Below are 18,276 nucleotides of genomic sequence, written 5' to 3' on the forward strand. Positions count from 1 at the left end.
AACCGCCAGAGGTGGCGTCGACTTCGACGAGTCGTCGGCTCAGTCCGCGGGGGCCATGAGTTCCACTGCGTCACCGACGTCGACCCGTCCGGGTCTGGTGACGACGGCGTCCACCCCGAACACGAGCCCGTGCGGCTGCCGCCGGTATTCCGCCAGCGCCTTCATCGCGTCGGTGCGACGAATCCCACTGTCCGGGTCCAGGTCGACCACCGCGCAGCGGGCGATCGCGCTGCGCACCTCGATCTCGGTCTCGCCCAGACTCAGTCGACGGCCGACCCAGTCGTCCTCGAGGTGTGGCGTATCCGTGGCGACGGTGAACGTCGCGCGCAGCTGTGCCTCCAGCACGCGCGTCCCCACCCGCCGGGACAACTCATCGAGGGAACCGGTGGTGATGACGCTGACGCTGGCGCCGTACACGACGTCGCCCTTGCCGGCCCGAGCCAGCACGACGTCGTAGCCCAGGTGGGCGGAAAAGGCAGCTGCCCAAGGTCCGTCGACGAGTTCGAGCGCCACGGGGCGCCCCCAGTAGTCGACCGTCTGGACGTCGCCGGTCAGGGTGGGCGCGCCCTGGGCTGTGGCATCCGGGAGCATCACGGTCAGGAGGTCACCGTCCCAGGTGGCCGCGGTCTGCATGAGAGTCGGGTTCTCGATGGTGCGCAGCACCCGCCCGCGGGCAGGGTCGACCAGACAGAAAATCCGGTCCCCGACCGGTCCGTCCAGGGTCAGGTCGACGGACTGCCGACTCGCATGACGTACACCCTTCAGGGTGGCGAAGCCGATTCTCGAGACATGCACCCCGACACTGTTGCACGAGTCCGTGGTGGGTGCGGACCCGCCCGAGCGTCGGTCACTCGTCAATGGGGATCCCGGTCACGGGCATACCCGCACGTTCGTAGACCAGCGAGATGGCGCCCTTCGGGAAGACGACGGGGGGTTCGGCCAAGCGGAACGCGGCGGGTGCCGCACCGTCGAACAGGCGCTTCCCTGCACCGAACGCGATGGGGTAGAGGTACAGGTTGAGCCTGTCGACCAGGTCTGCGGCCAGAAGGCTTCTCGCCAGGGCACCGCTGCCAATCACGTGGATCTCGTCAAACCTCTCCTTCAGGGACGGTATCTCGCCGGGGACATCCGAGACCACGCTCGTCCCCTCCCACGAGGCGTCCTTGATCGTGCGGGAGACGACGAACTTGGGCACCGCGCTGAACTTCTCGGCGATCGGGTTGTCCTTCTGGTGGGGCCAGTAGCTTGCGAAGATGTCATAGGTCACCCGGCCGAGTAGCAGGGCGTCGAGCCGCTGGATGCCCGCGCCGATCATGGCCCCGGACTCCTCGTCGAAGTACGGCGCCTGCCAGCCGCCGAACCCGAAGCCGCCGCTGGGGTCCTCGTCGGGACCGCCCGGAGCTTGGTACACACCGTCGAGCGTGATGAACAGGTCCACCGCCAGGATGCCCATGTCGTGCTCCCTTCCGATGCCCACGCTAGTCGCGGGCATCGCGTCGGTCCAGAGGCTTTCTGGTCCGGGCCAGGAGGGGTTTGTCCGGTTGGACAACAAGTGCCGGCAGGGGTTGACTGATCCGGTGCTACGCGGACGCAACCCCATGATCGTGACCCTGCTCGGGCTGCGCGGGAACGGCCGCGCGGCCATCTACACCGAGCCCATGTGGGGGCTCTCAATGATGCTGGTCCTGCCCTACGCGTCGGTGTTCATGCTGGCGTTGGGCGTTCGCGACGCCCAGATCGGCCTGCTGGCCACCATCTCGATGCTCTCGCAGGTGGTCTTCGGCCTGCTCAGCGGCGTCATCACCGACAAGCTGGGGCGCCGCGTGACCACGGCCGTCTTCGACGTGATCGCCTGGGTGATCCCGTGTGTGATCTGGGCCTTCGCGCAGAACTTCTGGTGGTTCCTCGTCGCGTCCTTGATCAACGGCGCATGGCAGGTGACGCAGAACTCCTGGGACTGCCTGCTGGTCGAGGACGTGGACCGAGCCGAGATCCCCAAGGTGTACTCCTTGGTGAAGGTGGCAGCCGAGTTCTCCGCCCTGTTCGCGCCGATCGCCGCGCTGCTCGTCTCCAGCCTCGGATTGGAACTGGCGGTCAGGATCCTCTACCTGAACGCCTTCTTCATCATGTGCGTCAAGATCTGGCTGCTCTACCGCTACACCACGGAGACCGCTACGGGTCGCGTGCGGATGGCGGAAACCCACGGCGTGAGCATCTGGAAGTCCTTGTCCGAGTACCGCGGCGTGCTCGGCCTGATCGTGCGCTCCAGGGGCACGATCTTCGCGCTGGTCATCTCCGCCGTCGTGGGAGCGGTCGCCCTCGTTAACGGCACGTTCTGGCAGGTCGTCATCAGCCAGCGACTGGGCGTCCCCGACGCGTTGCTGCCGTTCTTCCCAATGGTGCGCTCGCTGCTGTCGGTGCTGTTCTTCTTCACCCTGATCCCGCTGCTCACCCACGCCCGCCACCTCAAGGCGCCGACCCTCATCGGCTTCGTGGTCTACCTGGCCGGACAGTTGCTGCTGGTCGGCATACCTGCCCCCGACGGCGCGGCCGCGGCAACCACCTACGCCCTGCTCGCCGTGTGCCTGGTGCTGGACGCCTTCGGCGGCGGGATCCTGTTCATGCTGGCCGAATCGCTGGTGGCACTGCACGTGGACCGCAACGAGCGGTCGCGGGTGATGGCCATCCAACGCACGTGCGTGATGCTGGTCACCGCACCCTTCGGCTGGATCAGCGGTTGGCTTTCGGGCATGGACCGCAGCTGGCCCTTCCTGCTGACGTCGTCGCTGCTGCTGTTCGGGCTCGTCGTGGCCAGCTTCTTCTGGGTCACCACCCACGGCGAGACCCACGATGCGGAGCTCACCCCGGCCTGAGTTGCCGCCGTCGAGCCGGCCTCTTCCGTCCGTCCCGTCGCATGCGCACGGATTGGGGGTTAGGTTGTTGGGGTGACACAGTCACGTGTCCGGACCGACCACGACCGGGCCATCGCACGGCTGAGGGCCTCCTACGAGGCGATCCCGGCCGACGCGCCCGTGCGCCTCAAGAAGTCCACGTCGAATCTTTTCCGGCCCCGCCATTCGACGGCCTCGGGTCTCGACGTCTCCGGGCTCACTGGCGTGCTTGCGGTCGACCCCGAGACGCGCACCGCAGAGGTCCAGGGCATGTGCACCTATGAGGACCTGGTCGACGCGACCCTGCCGCACGGTCTGATTCCGCTGGTGGTCCCGCAGCTTCGGACCATCACGCTGGGTGGCGCGGTCAGCGGCCTGGGCATAGAGTCCACGAGCTTCCGCAGCGGTATGCCGCACGAGTCGGTCCTGGAGATGGACGTTTTCACGGGCGCAGGAGAGGTGGTGACCACGCGCCCCGGCGACGAGCTCTTCGACGCCTTCCCGAACTCCTACGGCTCGCTGGGTTACGCGACGCGGCTCAGAATCGAGCTGGAGCAGGTGCCGCCCTTCGTCGACCTCCGCCACCTCCACCTGACCGACGCGACGGCGCTGGCGGCCACGATCGCACAGATCGTGGCCACGGGAGCCTACGAAGGCATCCGGGTGGACGGCCTGGACGGCGTCGCCTTTGAACCGGGGGAGTACTTCCTGACCCTCGCCACCTGGACCGCGCGTTCCCAGGCCGGGCCCAGCGACTACACAGGCCAGGAGATCTACTACCGATCCATTCGCACCCGCGGCATCGACCACCTGAGAATGTACGACTACCTGTGGCGCTGGGACACCGACTGGTTCTGGTGTTCGGCCGCCTTCGGGGTGCAACATCCCTTCGTGCGAAGGCTGTGGCCGCGACGATGGCGCCGCTCGGACGTCTACCACCGCTTGGTCGGGCTGGACCGGCGACTCGGACTGGTCGACCGCTTGGACGCGCTGCGGGGGCGGCCGCGGCTCGAGCGCGTGATCCAGGACGTCGAGGTTCCGGTGGATCGCCTCGTGGAGTTCCTCTCCTGGTTCGACGACGCCGTCGGCATGCGTCCGGTGTGGCTCTGCCCGCTTCGGCTGAGAGCCACGGCCGACGAGCAGTCGGGCGGGCGCCCCTGGCCCTCCTACCCGCTGCAGAGCGGCACCACCTACGTAAACGCCGGCTTCTGGGGTGCCGTCCCAGTTGGGCCAGAGGCCTCCCGTGCTCCGCGGAACCGCGCGATCGAGGCCAAGGTGCACGAGCTGGGCGGTCACAAGTCGCTCTACTCCGAGGCGTTCTACGACCCTGACACATTCGATGAGCTCTACGGCGGCGCCAATCTGGCCGCCGTGAAGCAGCGGTACGACCCTGACAACCGGCTTACCAGCCTCTACGAAAAGGCGGTGGGTAGAAGATGACCACAATCCAGACCAGGCGGACCGCCGTCGCCGACGCGGTCAACTCACTCCTGCGCGACGGCCTGCCCCTGCGCTTCTCGGCCTATGACGGCAGCACGGCAGGGGCCCCCGAGTCGTCGCTCGAACTCGTGCTGTGCAACCGACGGGGTCTGGCGTTTCTGTTGACCGCTCCCGGCGAACTGGGCATGGTCAGGGCCTACCTGTCTGGTGACCTTGAACTGCGCGGCGTCCACCCGGGCGACCCATACGAACTGCTCAAGTTGGTGCAAGGGCGGTTGGAGTTCCGAATGCCCGCAGCCTCCGAGGCTCTGGAGCTGATGCAGGGTCTGGGCCTGGCCAGCCTGCGCCCACCGCCACCCCCGGCGCTGGAACGCCCACCCGCCTGGCGCCGCGTCACGCACGGCCTGCGCCATTCGAGATCCCGCGACGCCGCCGCGATCTCACACCATTACGACGTGTCCAACACCTTCTACGAGCACGTCCTGGGCCCCTCGATGACCTACACCTGCGCCGTGTACCCGCATGAGGAGGCCACGCTCGAAGAGGCCCAGGCCGAGAAGTACGACCTGATCTGCCGCAAGCTGGCGCTGAAACCCGGGATGCGGCTGCTGGACGTCGGATGCGGCTGGGGTGGTATGGTCCGCCACGCGGCCACGCACTACGGCGTCAAGGCGCTCGGGGTCACCCTGTCCCGCCAGCAGGCGGTCTGGGCCGCCGAGGCCATCGCCCGCGAGGGGCTGGCCGGACTCGCCGAGGTCCGCCACGGCGACTACCGCGACATCACCGAGGCGGGCTTCGACGCCGTCAGCTCGATCGGGCTCACAGAGCACATCGGCTTGCGGAACTACCCCGCGTACTTCACCTTCCTGCGCAGCCGACTCCGTCCCGAGGGGCGGTTGCTGAACCACTGCATCACCGTCGCCCACAACGGGCGCGCCGACATGGGGCCGTTCATGGACCGCTACGTGTTCCCAGACGGCGAACTGACAGGCTCCGGCACCATCATCAAGGAGGCTCAGGACGCGGGTCTGGAGGTCATGCACGAAGAGAACTTCCGCATGCACTACGCCCGCACCCTCACCTCCTGGTGCCGTAACCTCGTCGACCACTGGGACGAGTGCGTGGCCGCTGCCGGGGAGCCGACGGCGCGCACGTGGGGCCTCTACATGGCCGGCTCGCGGCTCAATTTCGAGCGCAACCACGTGCAACTCCACCACGTTCTCGCCGTGAAGGCCTCCGACGAAGGCTCCAACGGATTCCCGCTGCGGCCCAGTTGGTGAGCGCCGCTCAGCGCTCGTTGACGGTCCGGCTCTGCTCGAGTTCGGCGATCAGCGTCTGGGCGTCGTAAGGGCCGAGGTGGCGTTGGTCGCCGACGAAGAACGTCGGTGTGCCCCGTGCACCGCTGGCCTCGGCGCTCTGGACGTCGTCGCGGATACGCACGGCGTGGGCCAGTTCATGGACGTCGCGCAGGAACTCCTCGATGTCCAGGCCGAGGTCCCCGGCGTACCCGGCCAGGTCCTCCAGCTCGAGCTGATCCTGGTGCTCGAAGAGCAGGTCGTGCATCTCCCAGAACCGTCCCTGCGCAGCGGCGGCCTCCGCCGCCGCGGCCGCGAGTTCGGCCTGCGGGTGCACGTCCGGGAGGGGGAGGTGGCGCATCACGTAGCGCAATTCGTCGCCGAAGTGCTCGCGCACCTCTTTCACGACGCCGGTCGCCCGGCCGCAGAACGGACACTCGAAGTCTGCGTACTCCACCAGGGTCAGGGGTGCGTCGTGGCGTCCCCGGATGTGGTCACGCGCGGGATCCACCGGCGTATCGAGGACGGTGGGAAGTCCCGCCGACGTCTCACCGTGCAGGACTGCGGCCAGCTTGAACACCAGCCAGCCCAGCGCCGTCGCGAACACGAGCGCGAGCAGGACGCCCACCGTCGCCTCCTCGCGCAGTTCCGGACCGAAGGCCAGCCCCACGATGAGCAACGACACCGTGAACCCGATCCCTGACAACGCGGCACCGCCGAGGACCTGGCCCGGACCCACCCCTTGCGGCAGTCTTCCGATCCCCAGGCGGGCGCCCACCAGGGCGAAGCCTCCGATACCGAGGAACTTGCCGGCCACCAGACCCACGACGATGCCCCACGTGACCGGGGACCCCAGAGCTTCCTGCAGCACTCCGCCCCGAAGGTCCACGCCGGCGTTGGCCAGGGCGAACAACGGGACCACGACGAAGCTTGTCCAAGGGTGCAGGACCAACTGCATCCGCTCGTTCACGGAGACCGCGCGGATCAGGGCCTCCTGGGCAGACCTGCCGACGTCGGCCAGCGGGGACTGCCGGAACGCGTGGACGCGTCGGGCCGCGTGCTCCACCGCGGTCCGGCGTGGCTCGTAGGCGGGCACCAGCAACCCCGCGACCATGCCCGCGACGGAGGCGTGCAACCCGGAGGTCAACGTCGCGAGCCAAAGGGCGAGGATCGCGGCGACGTAGGGCCAGGTGCGCCAGACGCGGGCGCGGCCCAGACCCACCAGCACCAGCACACAGACCGCCGCCGCCACCAGTGCCCCGACGTCGAGATCGTCGGAATAGACGATCCCGATGACGCTCACCGCGACGATGTCATCGACGACGGTCAGCGTGAGCAGGAACACCCGCAACTGCGTGGAGGTGCGGGGACCCACCAGCGCGAGGGCACCGAGCAGGAAGGCGGTGTCGGTGCCGATCACCACGCCCCAGCCGTTCGCGGCCTCGCCGCCGGGGTTGATGAGCAGGTACAGCAGAGCGGGCACGACCATGCCGCCGATCCCGGCGACCAGAGGCAGTACGAGTCGCCGTCGGTCGGTGAGCTCCCCGACGGCGAGGTCCCGGCGGACCTCGAGCCCGATGACCAGGAAGAACATTGCCATGAGGCCATCGTTGATCCAGTGAGACAGGTCCATGCGGAGGGCCAGTTCGCCCAACTCGACGGCGAGCTCCGTCTCCCACAGCCGGGCGTACTGGCCGGTCCAGGGCGAGTTGGCCCAGCCCAGGGCCAGAACTGTCGCCCCCACCAGCAGCGCGGCGCTCCCGGACTCGGTCGCCACATAGCGACGAAGGGGTACGGAGAGTTGTCCTATCAGGAACCTTCGTCCCGTCTGGGCCGACTTGAGCTTCACTCATCCTCCTGGAGGTGTGGGTGACGTCAATATCCCATGTGCGGGTCCCTGTCCGGCGTCGGAGGACTGCGAATGTCGCTCCTACGACGTGGACCGCAGCTTGCGTAGGCTGGCGCGCGTGCCACAGACAGTCACCCCACCCGCTCCTGCCCATGCCCTCCGAGCATCTCGTCGAGCAGCCCGTCGCCCGTTGGCGCTGCTGGTCGCTCTGCTGGTGATCGCCGCCCTGGGGCTGGTGCGTCCGGTCCCCGCGACGGCCGACACCAGCGACGGTTCCTGGGTCTACACCACTCCGGGCAAGCACTCGGTGAACGGACGGGAGTGGCGGACGGCCTGCGAGCAGTACTCCTCGACGGTGTGGCGCTGCCGCACCGAAATCCTGGCCGACACCGTCGTCCGCTCCGGTGGCCGCTACGTCCAGCGCACCGCGTACGTGTTCAACAACCTCACCTATCTGGCGTCACCCCGCAAGAACTGGAGCGGCAACCCGCTGGCAGAGAACAGGGAATGGACGGCGGACGACGGCCGCCGGTGGCGCACCGAGTGTGACACCGCCGAGACAGGGCGCAACGGTTGCCGCACCTGGGCGGAGGCGAGTGTCGTCGCGAGGCAGGGGCACGGGTTCGTCCAGGAGACGAAGCTGGTTTTCAACAACATCGTGCTGTTCGCGGAAGGGGTCATCCAGGAGCCGGGAGTCGCACCGGTTCCCTACGAGTCGCGGCAGCTGATTGGCCATTCTGTCCAGGGCCGCGAGATCTGGGCCTACCAGGTCGGCGACCCGAGCGCCACGAAGGTGGCACTGATCCTTGGCCAGATGCATGGCGAGGAGCCGGCCGGGACGCTGAGCGCCTGGGGGATCATCAACGACCATCGATCAGTCAAGGGCATCCAGCTGTGGGTGGTCCCCAGCATGAACCCCGACGGCGCAGCTGTCAGAAAGCGCCAGAACGCCAACGGCGTTGACCTGAACCGCAACTGGCCCATCAACTACGAGGCCAACGAGCCGGGCACCCGGTACTACGCGGGCACGGGACCCCTCAGCGAGCCGGAGTCGAAGGCGATGTCCGAGTTCATCGCAGCCGTCCAACCACAGCAGATGGTCTCGATCCACCAGCCGCTCACCGGCGTCGACAACTACAAGATCAAGGACCGAGGTCTCCACGATGCCCTGGTCAGGGAACTGGGCCTGCCCTCCCGCAGTCTCGACTGTGGTGGCGACTGCCGCGGGACCATGACGCAGTGGGTGAACGCCACCACGAGGGGCGCGGCCATCACCATCGAGTACCCGATCGACGTGAGCGACCACTACTCCGCCATCACCGCCCGCGACGGTCTGGTGCGCGCCGTCGGCGGTACCTACTGATCCGCAGGGGCCGATGCTCCAGTGGGGGAAGTTGGCCCATGCCTGGAGCAAAGAACCCACAGCGGAGGAGGACTCAGACGTCGTAGGTGTTCACGTGGACGTGGTCCAGGTGATTGGCGGTGGCGCCTCCCCGGTCCGCCATTGGGCGCCAACCCTCCTTGTCACGCCCAACTGACCAGATCTGTTGGTCGAAGATGATGTAGTTGATGCCGAACTCGCCGGCGTGCTCCCGGTAGTAGGTTGCGATCTCCCATCCCAGGAGGTTCCCTTCGTCCAGCTTCCAGTTGGGGATCATGATGTCGACGGCGCGGCCGGCTGGGTGGTCCGGGGTGACGTCCTGCCGCCACCCGTACATCGTCTTGATCTGCGGCCAGGTCGTCCACGTGTGGAGAGCGATCGCCTGTACGTTGTAGTTGGTGAGGTGGAGCCCGGTGGAGTATCCGCGGTTCAAGGAGTCCGGCGAGGCGAACAGGCGTTCGTCCACGGTAAGGACGCCGGTGGCTGGGTCGAAGGTCGCCGGCGGGTTGTTCGCGGTGCCGGGAGTGAAGTAGACGAGGTTGTTGAAGACCCACTTCCCCCCGGAGGAGATGAACGAGCGGCATGCGTTCGGACCTGTCCAGGAGTCATTGCAGGACGTCACCCAGTTGCGGTTGGCCGACGTGAAGAACCCGGACTTGGCCAGGTTGTTGTCGAACCAGTTGGCCCGGTCGGTGGCTAGGTAGGTCAGGTTGTTGAACACCCAGACCCCTCGGGACTTGATGTCTGCACGGCACCTGGTGATGTTCGCGTCGTAGGGTGCACAGGTGGTGTGCCAGTCACGTCCGTTGACGGTGTGATATCCCGGGGTCGTGTAGACGTTCACCGCAGCGGCAGCCGGATTGCTTGGCACCAAGAGGCCAGCGGCGAGGATGACCATGGCAGCCAGAACGGCAGGGAATCTTCTCAACAAGGTGGTGCTCCGGTTGTGTACGGGCCGGGGGAAGCGAGGACAGCCGGGATGGGGACCGACAGGCGTGCGGTTCCCCCAAGCCGGTCCAGCGACGGCACCGGCACCACTGGCGCACTGCGTTGGCTCATCGTAAGCCATCACCCGTTGTGGCAAAGCATCGGGTAGGGGCTTCTTGCCCATCGCGCATCCTGGTTGATCGCGCGCGCAGTAGGCTGAGGCGCATGTCAGAGACTGAACTGGTCAAGAACGAGGACGACAACCGCTACGAGGTCCACGTCGACGGGGAACGCATCGGCTTCATCGACTACGTGCGCGACGTCGACGTCATCGACCTGGTCCACACCGAGGTGGAACCGGCCCACGGCGGAAAGGGCTACGCCCAGAAGCTGGCCGACTACGCGCTGGCAGACATTCGCGACACGGGTCTTCTGGTGCGCCCGACGTGTGGCTTCGTGGCGAAGCACATCGACCGCAACCCGGAGTACGGCACTCTCGTCGCCGCTGACTGACCGTGCGCCGGACGCGTCGGTGTTGAGGGAGCGTCCACGGCTCAGTCCCGTGGCGCTGGTGCTGGTCGCCATCGTCTCCGTGCAGACGGGTTCGTCGTTCGCGAAGGTCCTGTTCGAGGCCACCACCCCCTACGGGGTGACGCTGTTGCGCTCCGCGTTCGCGACGGTGGTGCTGCTGTTGGTATCGCCCCCTCGGCTCCGGGGCCGGGAACGCGCCGACTGGGTCGTCGTGGCCGCCTACGGACTGAGCCTGGCGGCCATGAACCTGCTGTTCTACCTCGCGATCGAGCGGATCCCCATCGGCTTGGCGGTGACGCTGGAATTCATCGGTCCGTTGCTCCTGGCACTCAGGGGAGCGCGACGGCTGGCCGACTTCGGTTGGGTGCTGCTGGCCGCCGTCGGAGTGGCGCTTCTGGGCGCGTTCCCGACGGACGTGGATCTCGCGGGAATGCTGCTTGCGGTGGCTGCCGGTGGGTTCTGGGCCGCCTACATCCTGCTTGCCGGTCCCGTTGGACGACGCTGGAGCGGGGCGAGTGGCGTGACGGTCGCCAGCGGGTTGGCCACCGTCGCGCTGCTGGGGCCGGGTCTGATGTTCTCAGGTCCGGAGTTGTCCCGTTGGGAGGTGCTCGGACTGGGGGCGCTGGTTGCCCTGCTGGCCACGGTCATCCCTTACGGACTTGAGATGCACGCCCGGCGGAGCATCAGGTCGTCCACCTTCAGCATCCTCATGAGTCTGGAGCCCGGGGCAGCCGCCCTGCTGGCGTGGCTGATCGTCGGCGAGCTGCTCGGCTGGCAGGAGTGGGTTGCGATGGCCTGCGTCGTTGCTGCCTCCATGGGCGCCACCTGGTCGGCGCGGCTGCGCGGCGACGGGGCCGGGGCGAGCACGGCTGCAAGTGCGGCACAATGAAACCCGTAACCGTCCACGACGCACCCGAGGAGTACCGATGAGTGGAGTCATCACCGTCCGCCACCCAGACCGAGCGGAACAGGTTGAGCTGACCACCACGACCACCGGGCTCGACCTCTTCGGCGCCGACAGGACCGTCGTCGCAATGCGCGTGGGGGAGCAGGTGCTCGACCTCCAGCGGGAGCTTTCCGACGGCGACGTCGTCGAGCCCGTCGGGATGGACAGCCCCGAGGGCCTGTCCATCCTGCGCCACTCGGCCGCCCACGTCACCGCCCAGGCCGTGCAGAACCTTTTCTCGGAGGCGAAGCTGGGGATCGGACCGCCGATCGTCGACGGTTTCTACTACGACTTCGACACCGCTCCGCTTACCCCGGAAGATCTGAAGGCCATCGAGAAGCAGATGGGCCAGATCGTGCGGGAGAAGCAGCGGTTCGTGCGTCGGGCCGTCTCCGACGACGAGGCGCGCGATGAGCTGGCGACGGAGCCGTTCAAGCTCGAGTTGATCGCCGACAAGGGAAGTGCGTCGGCCGACGACGGCTCCTCGGTCGAGGTCGGTACGGGTGAGTTGACCATCTATGACAACGTCCGCCGCGACGGCAGCGTCGCCTGGAAGGACTTGTGCCGTGGCCCCCATGTGCCGCACACCGGCTACATCCAGGCCGTCGCCCTCACGAAGGTCTCGGCCGCTTACTGGCGCGGGGACCAGCGCAACGCCGGCCTGCAGCGCGTCTACGGCACGGCGTGGGCCACCAAGGAGGACCTGAAGGCCTACCAGACGCGGATGGCAGAGGCCGCGCTGCGCGACCACCGCAAGCTCGGTGCGGAGCTGGACCTGTTCAGCTTCCCCGACGAGATCGGCTCCGGTCTCCCGGTGTTCCATCCCAAGGGCGCCACCGTGAAGATGGAGATGGAGGACTACAGCCGACGCCGCCACGTCGAGGCCGGGTACTCCTTCGTCAGCACGCCACACATCACCAAGGCGAACCTGTTCGAGACCTCCAGGCACCTGGAGTGGTACGCCGACGGCATGTACCCGCCCATGCACCTGGACGAGGAGCGCGACGCCGAAGGCAACATCACCAAGCAGGGCGCCGACTACTACCTCAAGCCGATGAACTGCCCGATGCACAACCTGGTCTTCGCCAGCAGGGGACGTTCCTACCGAGAGTTGCCGCTGCGCCTGTTCGAGTTCGGGACCGTCTACCGCTACGAGAAGTCGGGGGTGGTCCACGGCCTCACCCGCGCCCGCGGGTTCACCCAGGACGACGCCCACATCTACTGCGCCCGCGACCAGATGAAGGATGAGCTCACCTCGCTGCTCAGCTTCGTGCTGGAACTGCTCAAGGACTACGGCCTCGACGAGTTCTACCTTGAGCTGTCCACCCGCGACCCGGAGAAGTCGGTGGGCGACGAGGAGACCTGGGCGGAGGCCACCCAAACGCTCGCGGAGGTGGCGGAGGCATCAGGCCTGGCGCTCGTGCCCGACCCAGGCGGCGCGGCGTTCTACGGCCCCAAGATCTCGGTCCAGGCCAAGGACGCGATCGGCCGCACCTGGCAGCTCTCGACGATCCAGCTCGACTTCTTCCTGCCTGAGCTGTTCAAGCTCGAGTACCAGGCATCCGACGGCACGCGCCAGCGCCCCGTCATGATCCACCGGGCACTGTTCGGCTCCATCGAGCGGTTCTTCGGCGTTCTCACCGAGCACTACGCCGGCGCCTTCCCCGCCTGGCTCGCCCCGACCCAGGTGCTGGGCATCCCGGTCGCAGCCGAGTTCGACGAGTACCTCGGCGGAATCATGGACCAGCTCAGGGCGCAGGGCATCCGGGCGGAACTCGACTCCTCCGACGACCGCTTCGGCAAGAAGATCCGCAACGCGCAGAAGCTGAAGGTGCCGTTCATGCTGATCGCCGGAGGAGAGGACCGCGACGCCGGTGCGGTGTCCTTCCGCTACCGTGACGGCTCCCAGCGCAACGGCGTGCCCGCGGCTGATGCCGTGGCCGAGATCGTCGACTTCGTGCGCTCGCGCTCCAACGCAGCCCCGAGCGCGGGGGAGACGGACCCGCAGGATGGCTGAACCCGAGTCGTCCGCGAATTTCGCTGGGGTCCCGGACGCCTTCCAGCGGCTGTGGACCCCGCACCGGATGGTCTACATACAGGGCGAGGGCAAGCCGTCGGGGGAGGGTGACTGCCCCTTCTGCTCCTCGCCGACCCGCGGCGACGCGGAGGGGCTGGTCGTGGCGCGCGGCGAACACGCCTACGTGGTGATGAACCTGTTCCCGTACTCACCGGGTCACCTGCTGGTGTGCCCCTACCGGCACGTCTCGGACTACACCGACCTCACCGTCGACGAGACCAGGGAAGTGGCGGAGCTCACCCAGCAGGCGATGCGCGTGCTGCGCCGGGTCAGTGGGCCGGACGGCTTCAACCTCGGCATGAACCAGGGTGAGGTGGCAGGCGCCGGGATCGCCATGCACCTGCACCAGCACGTCGTCCCGCGCTGGAGCGGTGACATGAACTTCATGCCCGTCGTCGGCCGCACGCGTGCGCTGCCGCAACTGCTGGACGACGCCCGCTCCCAGTTGGCAGCGGCCTGGGAGAGGTGAGCCAGTGCCCACGCGCGGAGGCCTGAGGCGGGTCCTTGTGAATGTCATCTGGGCCGTGGGTCGTCGCGTGCCGCACTGGCTGCGCGACTCCATCAGTGTCGTCGGCGGGCTGCTGCTGCACCGACTCCCCATCGGTGGCCTGCGGCAGTGGGACGCGAACTTCCGCAGCGTCATGGGTCGCCCACCGACGATGCGCGAACGTCGCGGGCTCGTCGAATCCTGGTTGCGCAACAACCTGATGTCGTTGTCGCTGGCGCACTGGAGCGACGAGGACGTCCTCTCCCGGGGCATCATCTCCGAACACCACCTGAAGCGTCTCCGCGAGTCCCTGGCCGGGCCCGGACTGGTGATCGCGCTGCCCCACATGGGCAGCTGGGACTTCGCCGGCGCCTGGTGCGCCCGCATGGGGATCAAGGTGGTGAGCGTGGCCGAACGGCTGCCGGCCGGGCTCTACGAGAAGTTCCGGCAAGCGCGGGAGGGCATGGGGATGGACATCTATCCCGCAGGAGAACCCGGATTGATGGCCAAGCTCGCCCAGGACGTCCGCGCCGGCAGGATGGTGTGCCTGCTCAGCGACCGGGATCTCTCGCGCCGCGGGATCGAGGTCCCCTGGCCCACCGACGACCACCCGCTCGTGGTCAGCGTCCCGCCCGGGCCTGCCCTACTGGCCGCCCAGACGGGAGCGGACCTGCGGGCGGTGGTCACGATCTTCCGGGGAGACAGCGTCGAGATGCGGGTCTCGGAGCGGATCGACGTCGAGTCCCCGAGGGAGACGATGACCGACGTCGTGGCCGCCTTCGCCGAGGGCGTCGACGCCGCTCCCACCAGCTGGCTCATGCTGCAACCGCTCACGCGGAGATGAACCTGCGCGTGGTGCTGGTCTGCCCGTACTCCCTGGACGTGCCGGGCGGAGTTGGCAACCACGTCCTCGGCCTTGCAGGCTGGCTGGCCCGCGCCGGCCATGCACCGACGGTGGTCGCCCCCGGCTCCACCGCCCCGGAGGTTCCCGGGGGCGTCGCCGTCGAACTGCTGGGCCCGACGCTGGGGCTGGCGTTCAACGGCTCGGTGGCCAACCTCGCGGTGCGCCCCTGGCAGGCACGGCGGGCCGTCGGCGCGTGCGCGGATGCCGACGTGGTCCACGTCCACGAGCCCCTCACGCCCGGAGCGGCGTTCGCGGCCGCTCGTGTGGCGGGCCCGTTGGTGGTCACCCATCACGCCAGCTTCGGGGTGTCCCCTCCGGTCGCGGCCGCGCTGCGCATCCGAGCCAGTCGGCTGGGACGCCGCGAGGTCATCGCCGTCTCCGAAGCGGCGGCCCGAACCGCTCGGAGTGTCACCGGTTCCGTGCCGGAGATCATCCCGAACGGGATCGACCTGCCGCCCGCGCCACCGCCCCGGAACGGTCCTCGCGGGGGCTCCCGGCCACGCGTCGGGTTCCTCGGTCGCATCGACGAGCCGCGTAAGGGCTTCGAGGTCTTCCGTGGCCTTGCGGACCGCGCTGCATCCGAGGGGATCGACGCCGAGTTCGTCGCCGCCGGCCCCGGGGCCGCGCAACCGGGCGACGTGCGGATGGCAGGGGCGCTGACTAACAGTCAGCGAGCCGAGTTCCTGGGCTCCATCGACGTGCTCGTGGCGCCCAACCTCGGGGGAGAGAGCTTCGGGCTGGTGCTGATCGAGGCGCTCGCCGCCGGTTGCGACGTCGTGGCCAGCGACCTGCCGGCGTTCCGCCGGGTGCTGTCCGAGGCGGGCGTCGGGGCGCAGTTCTCAACGGGCGAACCCCGGGATGCGGCTCGCGTCCTGCGCGCACGGCTGGGGTCCCCGATCGATCCGCTGGCCGCCCACCGGGCAGCATCGCGATGGAGCTGGGAGGAGGTGGGTCCGAGGGTCCTCCGCGTCTACGGCGCGGTTGCCCGATGGCCTAGGCTTGGGCAATGAGCGCAGACCTGCCGGGCCCCGAGTGGGACACCGACCGGGTGCTGACAATTCCCAACGTGTTGTCCTTCATCCGGCTGCTCGGCGTTCCGCTCTTCGGCTGGCTGATCATCGACGGCCGGGACCTGTGGGCGGTCGTGACGCTGGTGGTCTTCGGCGGCACGGACTGGCTCGACGGGCTGATCGCGCGCAAGCTGAAGCAGCGCTCGCCCCTGGGCATCCGGCTCGACCCGATCGCGGACCGCCTCTACATCCTCATGGCGCTCGTCGCGCTGGTGGTGCGCGGCATCGTTCCCTGGTGGCTGCTGGCCGTGCTCCTCGCACGCGACGTGGCGCTGTTGTTGCTCGTGCCGTTGATCCGACGCTCCACCGGAAAACTGGCCCTTCCGGTCAACCTGGTGGGCAAGGCTGCGACGGCCTTCCTGCTGTTCGCCTTCCCACTCGTGCTGATCGGCTCGGAGAAGTCCTACGGGATCGACGTCGCCTTCTGGAGCGGCTGGGCGTTCGCCGTGGTGGGTGGGGTCCTGTACTGGGTGGCGGGTGGCCTCTACATCAGGAAGACCGCAGAGGTGACCCGCGAACACAGGGACGCCATCGATGCCTCGTCCTGACCAGAGCATGAGCCTGCTCACCGACCTGCAGGACAACGCGCTGGAACCGGAGTACCGGGAGGCCACCGAACGCGGCGAGAAGCGCTCTCCCGCGCTCCTGGTCCTCACCGTCGCGATCATCGCGGCCCTCCTCGCCCTGGCTGGGGCCAACACCTTCCGCTCGTCGGCCGACGCCGCCTCCGAGCGCGACGAACTGCTGGGTCACATCGCGGATGCTGAGACCAGGCTCTCGCAACTCGAGCAGGAGTCGCGGGAACTTGAGGCCGAGATCCAGACCCTGAGCGACCAACAGGTGATCGACCCGGCCACCCGGGCACAGCTGGATCTCCTGGCGCCCCTGGTGGGTGACGTGCCTGTCAGCGGGCCGGGAATCGTCGTGCAGGTGGACGACGCAGCCTCCGCCGGGGGCGCGGAGGGCGTGGTTTTCGACAGTGATCTGTCCCGGCTGGTGAACGGCCTGCGGCAGGCGGGAGCGGAAGCCATCGCCATCAACGGGCGTCGGATCACTCCGCTGACCCCGATCCGCTCCGCGGGCTCCGCCATCACCGTCGACTACGTGTCCCTGAACCCGCCCTACGTGGTGGAGGCCATCGGCGACCCGGGAACGCTCCAGGCCCGGTTCGCGCGCACTTCGGCGATGGTGTGGTGGAAGTACATCAGCGACAATTACGGCGTAGGATTCAGCATCCGGGAAGCCGAGGAGGAACTGCAGCTACCCGCGGACCCCGGCATGATCCTGCGGTTCGCCGAGAAGTGATTCGAGGGGGAGGAAACGGATGCTGGCTGTGATCGGACTCATCGTGGGTGTGGCCCTCGGGCTGCTCCTGGAGCCCAGCCTGCCCCCGTTCCTCGAGCCCTACCTACCAATCGCCATCGTCGCGGCCATCGACGCCATTCTCGGTGCCACGCGCGCCCACTTCGACGGGGTGTTCTCGGACCGGGTCTTCGCGGTGTCGTTCATCTCGAACGTACTGATCGCCGGGCTGATCGTGTTCGTGGGCGACCAGATCGGTGTCGGCTCGCAGCTGTCCACCGGCGTGGTGGTGGTGCTCGGCATCCGCATCTTCAACAATGCGGCGGCCATAAGGCGGAAGATCCTGCATGCCTGAGGAGACCCGACCACGCCGGGGCATCGCCGACGACGCCCCGCCCGAGCCCTCCAGCCCGGCCGACGGCGGGTCGGCTGCCGACGTCCACCCCGTACGCCGCGGTGCCCGGGAACACCTGATGGACTTCCTGAGACCCAACCGGGGGCAGCTGGTGCTGGCCGTCGTCCTGGCCCTGACAGCAATGCTCGTTGTGCTGACGCTTCGATCGCAGGCCGCGCAGCCGGACTACTCCAATCTGCGGCGGGCGGAGTTGATCCAGTTGCTGGACAACCTCTCGGCGGAGACGCGTCGGCTGGAGACCGAGGTCAGGGAGCTTCAGGGCACCCGGGATGACCTGGCCAGCGGCGCGGAGGGAGCCCAGGCAGCCGAGGACGAGGCGCAGCGCCGGCTCGACCAGTTGCAGATCATCAGCGGCACGGTGCCGGTGCACGGGCAGGGCATCCGGCTGCGCATCGATGATCCCGCCAACAAGGTGAGCCCGGAGCTGCTGCTGGACGGTCTTGAGGAACTCCGCGACGCGGGTGCCGAAGTGGTCGAGTTCAACGACTCGGTCAGGGTGGTGGCCTCGACCTGGCTCGGTCTGGACGGCCAGGGCAGGATCGTGGCAGACGGCACCGTCCTGGAGGACCCAGTGGTCATTGACGCCATCGGGGACCCCGCAACGCTGGAGGCCGGAGCCCGGTTCCGTGGCGGCCTGGTCAGCGAGATCGAGGGTCCGCGCGTCGAGGGGATCGTGACGATCGAACAGCTGGACGACGTGGAGATCGATTCGGTCGTGGTGCCCAAGGAGAATGAGTTCGCCCTTCCCAACTGACGGGTCG

18 protein-coding genes are annotated in these 18,276 nt (G+C 68.1%); 14 read left to right on the plus strand and 4 right to left on the minus strand.

Annotation, left to right across the window (positions count from 1 at the left end):
* Nucleotides 1-39: 39 nt before the first annotated feature.
* Both LKO27_RS05390 and LKO27_RS05395 read right to left on the minus strand, forming a co-directional pair.
* Nucleotides 40-795, minus strand: a complete 756-nt coding sequence (locus tag LKO27_RS05390; RefSeq protein ID WP_227735908.1) for an MOSC N-terminal beta barrel domain-containing protein — start codon at nt 793-795, stop codon at nt 40-42.
* Nucleotides 796-847: 52 nt separating this feature from the next.
* Nucleotides 848-1,492 (minus strand): dihydrofolate reductase family protein, encoded by a 645-nt coding sequence (locus LKO27_RS05395; protein WP_227735910.1) that lies wholly within the window; start codon nt 1,490-1,492, stop codon nt 848-850.
* A 106-nt stretch (nt 1,493-1,598) separates the two neighbouring features.
* On the opposite strand from LKO27_RS05395, the gene LKO27_RS05400 reads away from it, so the two are divergent.
* The 3 genes from LKO27_RS05400 to LKO27_RS05410 all read left to right on the plus strand — a co-directional run bounded on the left by LKO27_RS05400 (nt 1,599) and on the right by LKO27_RS05410 (nt 5,611).
* Nucleotides 1,599-2,873 carry an MFS transporter gene (locus tag LKO27_RS05400; RefSeq protein ID WP_227735912.1) on the plus strand — a complete coding sequence of 425 codons (1,275 nt, stop codon included), beginning with the start codon at nt 1,599-1,601 and terminating at the stop codon, nt 2,871-2,873.
* Between the two features lie 72 nt (nt 2,874-2,945).
* Nucleotides 2,946-4,331 carry an FAD-binding oxidoreductase gene (locus tag LKO27_RS05405; RefSeq protein WP_227735914.1) on the plus strand — a complete coding sequence of 462 codons (1,386 nt, stop codon included), beginning with the start codon at nt 2,946-2,948 and terminating at the stop codon, nt 4,329-4,331.
* Nucleotides 4,328-5,611 carry a class I SAM-dependent methyltransferase gene (locus LKO27_RS05410; RefSeq protein WP_227735916.1) on the plus strand — a complete coding sequence of 428 codons (1,284 nt, stop codon included), beginning with the start codon at nt 4,328-4,330 and terminating at the stop codon, nt 5,609-5,611. Before LKO27_RS05405 ends, LKO27_RS05410 begins: the two co-directional genes overlap by 4 nt.
* Before the next feature lie 7 nt (nt 5,612-5,618).
* Here LKO27_RS05410 and nhaA read toward each other — a convergent pair whose 3' ends face one another.
* The gene (gene nhaA / locus LKO27_RS05415; protein ID WP_227735918.1) at nt 5,619-7,475 is read right to left on the minus strand and encodes a Na+/H+ antiporter NhaA; all 1,857 of its coding nucleotides are present in this window, start codon (nt 7,473-7,475) and stop codon (nt 5,619-5,621) included.
* Between the two features lie 118 nt (nt 7,476-7,593).
* Here nhaA and LKO27_RS05420 point away from each other — a divergent pair, with 118 nt between their 5' ends.
* On the plus strand, nt 7,594-8,838 hold the full coding sequence (locus LKO27_RS05420) for a M14 family zinc carboxypeptidase (protein WP_227735920.1): 1,245 nt from the start codon (nt 7,594-7,596) through the stop codon (nt 8,836-8,838).
* A 73-nt stretch (nt 8,839-8,911) separates the two neighbouring features.
* Here LKO27_RS05420 and LKO27_RS05425 read toward each other — a convergent pair whose 3' ends face one another.
* On the minus strand, nt 8,912-9,754 hold the full coding sequence (locus LKO27_RS05425) for a hypothetical protein (RefSeq protein ID WP_227735921.1): 843 nt from the start codon (nt 9,752-9,754) through the stop codon (nt 8,912-8,914).
* A gap of 254 nt (nt 9,755-10,008) precedes the next feature.
* On the opposite strand from LKO27_RS05425, the gene LKO27_RS05430 reads away from it, so the two are divergent.
* From LKO27_RS05430 to LKO27_RS05475, 10 genes are read left to right on the plus strand one after another with little or no spacing between them, the layout of a single operon-like run.
* Nucleotides 10,009-10,296, plus strand: a complete 288-nt coding sequence (locus LKO27_RS05430) for a GNAT family N-acetyltransferase (protein ID WP_227735924.1) — start codon at nt 10,009-10,011, stop codon at nt 10,294-10,296.
* A gap of 49 nt (nt 10,297-10,345) precedes the next feature.
* Nucleotides 10,346-11,203 (plus strand): EamA family transporter, encoded by an 858-nt coding sequence (locus LKO27_RS05435; RefSeq protein ID WP_227735926.1) that lies wholly within the window; start codon nt 10,346-10,348, stop codon nt 11,201-11,203.
* A gap of 37 nt (nt 11,204-11,240) precedes the next feature.
* Nucleotides 11,241-13,277 carry a threonine--tRNA ligase gene (gene thrS / locus LKO27_RS05440; RefSeq protein WP_227735928.1) on the plus strand — a complete coding sequence of 679 codons (2,037 nt, stop codon included), beginning with the start codon at nt 11,241-11,243 and terminating at the stop codon, nt 13,275-13,277.
* Complete coding sequence (locus tag LKO27_RS05445) at nt 13,270-13,806, plus strand: HIT domain-containing protein (protein WP_227735930.1); 537 nt, start codon at nt 13,270-13,272, stop codon at nt 13,804-13,806. Before thrS ends, LKO27_RS05445 begins: the two co-directional genes overlap by 8 nt.
* A gap of 37 nt (nt 13,807-13,843) precedes the next feature.
* A complete protein-coding gene (locus tag LKO27_RS05450; RefSeq protein WP_227735933.1) occupies nt 13,844-14,668 on the plus strand; it encodes a hypothetical protein in 825 nt (274 codons plus the stop codon).
* Nucleotides 14,665-15,738: a glycosyltransferase family 4 protein gene (locus LKO27_RS05455; RefSeq protein ID WP_227735934.1), complete on the plus strand. Its 1,074-nt coding sequence runs from the start codon at nt 14,665-14,667 to the stop codon at nt 15,736-15,738. The genes LKO27_RS05450 and LKO27_RS05455 overlap by 4 nt, the downstream gene beginning before the upstream one ends.
* The gene (locus LKO27_RS05460; RefSeq protein WP_227735936.1) at nt 15,735-16,346 is read left to right on the plus strand and encodes a CDP-alcohol phosphatidyltransferase family protein; all 612 of its coding nucleotides are present in this window, start codon (nt 15,735-15,737) and stop codon (nt 16,344-16,346) included. The genes LKO27_RS05455 and LKO27_RS05460 overlap by 4 nt, the downstream gene beginning before the upstream one ends.
* The gene (locus LKO27_RS05465; protein ID WP_227735938.1) at nt 16,333-17,103 is read left to right on the plus strand and encodes a DUF881 domain-containing protein; all 771 of its coding nucleotides are present in this window, start codon (nt 16,333-16,335) and stop codon (nt 17,101-17,103) included. The genes LKO27_RS05460 and LKO27_RS05465 overlap by 14 nt, the downstream gene beginning before the upstream one ends.
* 19 nt (nt 17,104-17,122) lie before the next feature.
* The gene (locus tag LKO27_RS05470) at nt 17,123-17,455 is read left to right on the plus strand and encodes a small basic family protein (protein WP_227735940.1); all 333 of its coding nucleotides are present in this window, start codon (nt 17,123-17,125) and stop codon (nt 17,453-17,455) included.
* On the plus strand, nt 17,448-18,269 hold the full coding sequence (locus tag LKO27_RS05475; protein ID WP_227735942.1) for a DUF881 domain-containing protein: 822 nt from the start codon (nt 17,448-17,450) through the stop codon (nt 18,267-18,269). Before LKO27_RS05470 ends, LKO27_RS05475 begins: the two co-directional genes overlap by 8 nt.
* The last annotated feature ends 7 nt before the right edge of the window (nt 18,270-18,276 follow it).

Source organism: Tessaracoccus sp. OS52, from assembly GCF_020687685.1.
In the GTDB taxonomy this organism is placed as follows: domain Bacteria; phylum Actinomycetota; class Actinomycetes; order Propionibacteriales; family Propionibacteriaceae; genus Arachnia.

Excerpts from the sequence above, each read along its gene's own strand:
- LKO27_RS05430 (WP_227735924.1), top strand. The coding sequence starts at position 10,009 with ATGTCAGAGACTGAACTGGTCAAGAACGAGGACGACAACCGCTACGAG.
- LKO27_RS05475 (WP_227735942.1), top strand. The coding sequence starts at position 17,448 with ATGCCTGAGGAGACCCGACCACGCCGGGGCATCGCCGACGACGCCCCG.
- LKO27_RS05460 (WP_227735936.1), top strand. The coding sequence starts at position 15,735 with ATGAGCGCAGACCTGCCGGGCCCCGAGTGGGACACCGACCGGGTGCTG.
- LKO27_RS05425 (WP_227735921.1), bottom strand. The coding sequence starts at position 9,754 with ATGGTCATCCTCGCCGCTGGCCTCTTGGTGCCAAGCAATCCGGCTGCC.
- LKO27_RS05465 (WP_227735938.1), top strand. The coding sequence starts at position 16,333 with ATGCCTCGTCCTGACCAGAGCATGAGCCTGCTCACCGACCTGCAGGAC.
- LKO27_RS05410 (WP_227735916.1), top strand. The coding sequence starts at position 4,328 with ATGACCACAATCCAGACCAGGCGGACCGCCGTCGCCGACGCGGTCAAC.
- thrS (WP_227735928.1), top strand. The coding sequence starts at position 11,241 with ATGAGTGGAGTCATCACCGTCCGCCACCCAGACCGAGCGGAACAGGTT.
- LKO27_RS05455 (WP_227735934.1), top strand. The coding sequence starts at position 14,665 with ATGAACCTGCGCGTGGTGCTGGTCTGCCCGTACTCCCTGGACGTGCCG.
- LKO27_RS05395 (WP_227735910.1), bottom strand. The coding sequence starts at position 1,492 with ATGCCCGCGACTAGCGTGGGCATCGGAAGGGAGCACGACATGGGCATC.
- LKO27_RS05445 (WP_227735930.1), top strand. The coding sequence starts at position 13,270 with ATGGCTGAACCCGAGTCGTCCGCGAATTTCGCTGGGGTCCCGGACGCC.
- LKO27_RS05470 (WP_227735940.1), top strand. The coding sequence starts at position 17,123 with ATGCTGGCTGTGATCGGACTCATCGTGGGTGTGGCCCTCGGGCTGCTC.
- LKO27_RS05400 (WP_227735912.1), top strand. The coding sequence starts at position 1,599 with ATGATCGTGACCCTGCTCGGGCTGCGCGGGAACGGCCGCGCGGCCATC.